We start from the raw sequence: 1,205 nt of genomic DNA on the forward strand, positions 1-1,205 counted from the left end.
TTCAGCGGCCCCGCGGATCAGTTGCGCGAAACGCCCGGACAGCGAGTGATGGGACATCGTCACACCGAGGGTCTCGGCGTTTTCGGAGAGCAGTTCGTCGAGGCGTTGATCGAGCTCGGCGCGAGTGCGCACGATGCCGCCGCCGAAGCTCAGACGGATGACCGGGAAGCGTTGCGACCAGTCCCAGTGCGGATGGATGTGCAGACCGCGAAACAGGTGCTCGCGACCGGCGAACAGCTCAGCCAGCGTGTCGAGGAACAACGACTTGCCGAAGCGCCGCGGGCGGGAAAGGAAGTAGTGCGTCCCGCTGTCGATCAGCTGGCGGGCGAAGGCGGTCTTGTCGACGTAGTAGTAGTCGTCCTCGCGGATCTTGGCGAAGGTTTGGATGCCGATCGGCAGGCGCTTGCGGGTCATGGCGGGATCGTGGGTGCGGCTTGGGCGTGACCCGATGATATCCCATTTGCTCGTGACCCCGTTTTACTCGGGCCGGTCACAGGTTAGACTGAGCACATAGCGATTCAGGGGGCAAATCAATGCATCTGAAAGTGGTATTGGAGCCCAGCGAGGAGGGTGGCTTCACGATCTTCGTGCCCAGCCTTCCAGGTTGCATCAGCGAGGGCGAAACGCGCGAGGAGGCATTGGCGAATATCCGCGAAGCGATCGAACTTTATCTAGAGCCGGTGGAAGACGATCTCGCTTACGCGGCAGGCAGCGAGCTTGCGGAAGTCGCTGTTTGAGCAAAGTACCGAGCATCGGCTATGAGAAGGTCATCGCGGGGTTACGCCGCGATGGCTGGGTCGTGGTGCGTCAGAAGGCTAGCCACGTTCGCCTACAAAAGCATACGGCAACGGAGACGCTTAAGCTGACCGTACCGGCCCACCGCCCCATCAAGCGGTCCACCCTCTCGCACATACTGAAGCAAGCTCGCCTGGATGTTGGTCGTTTCCTAGAGCTCGTGTGATTTGGCTCCCGCGTCGATCGGCCTTTCTTGTTACATTAGAACTGACCGAAGCGTTTGCCCGTGCCGACCTCGCGTCGCCAAACCGATAGATCGCCGGGATCACGAAGAGGCGCAACAGGAAATAAACGGGGACTGCCCCCCCTTTCCCCGTGACCTGACCCCGTCTGCCGGACGCGGCCCGCGACGCGGACGTGTGTGTGCCGTGGTCCGCGATGATCCGGGGCGCTTGCCGGTTGGTGATTCA

At 61.7% G+C, this 1,205-nt stretch carries 3 protein-coding genes; 2 read left to right on the plus strand and 1 reads right to left on the minus strand.

The features are described 5' to 3' along the window. On the minus strand, positions 1–414 hold a 414-nt coding region (locus ABC977_RS18125; protein WP_369668673.1), incomplete at its 3' end, for an AAA family ATPase. 119 nt (positions 415–533) lie between these two features. Here ABC977_RS18125 and ABC977_RS18130 point away from each other — a divergent pair. Next, positions 534–737, plus strand: a complete 204-nt coding sequence (locus tag ABC977_RS18130; protein WP_369668674.1) for a type II toxin-antitoxin system HicB family antitoxin — start codon at positions 534–536, stop codon at positions 735–737. After that, positions 734–961: a type II toxin-antitoxin system HicA family toxin gene (locus tag ABC977_RS18135; protein ID WP_369668675.1), complete on the plus strand. Its 228-nt coding sequence runs from the start codon at positions 734–736 to the stop codon at positions 959–961. The genes ABC977_RS18130 and ABC977_RS18135 overlap by 4 nt, the downstream gene beginning before the upstream one ends. Positions 962–1,205: the final 244 nt, after the last annotated feature.

This window comes from Thioalkalicoccus limnaeus, from assembly GCF_041197575.1.
In the GTDB taxonomy this organism is placed as follows: domain Bacteria; phylum Pseudomonadota; class Gammaproteobacteria; order Chromatiales; family Chromatiaceae; genus Thioalkalicoccus; species Thioalkalicoccus limnaeus.

Coding starts and splice junctions, on each gene's coding strand:
- ABC977_RS18130 (WP_369668674.1), top strand. CDS start 534: ATGCATCTGAAAGTGGTATTGGAGCCCAGCGAGGAGGGTGGCTTCACG.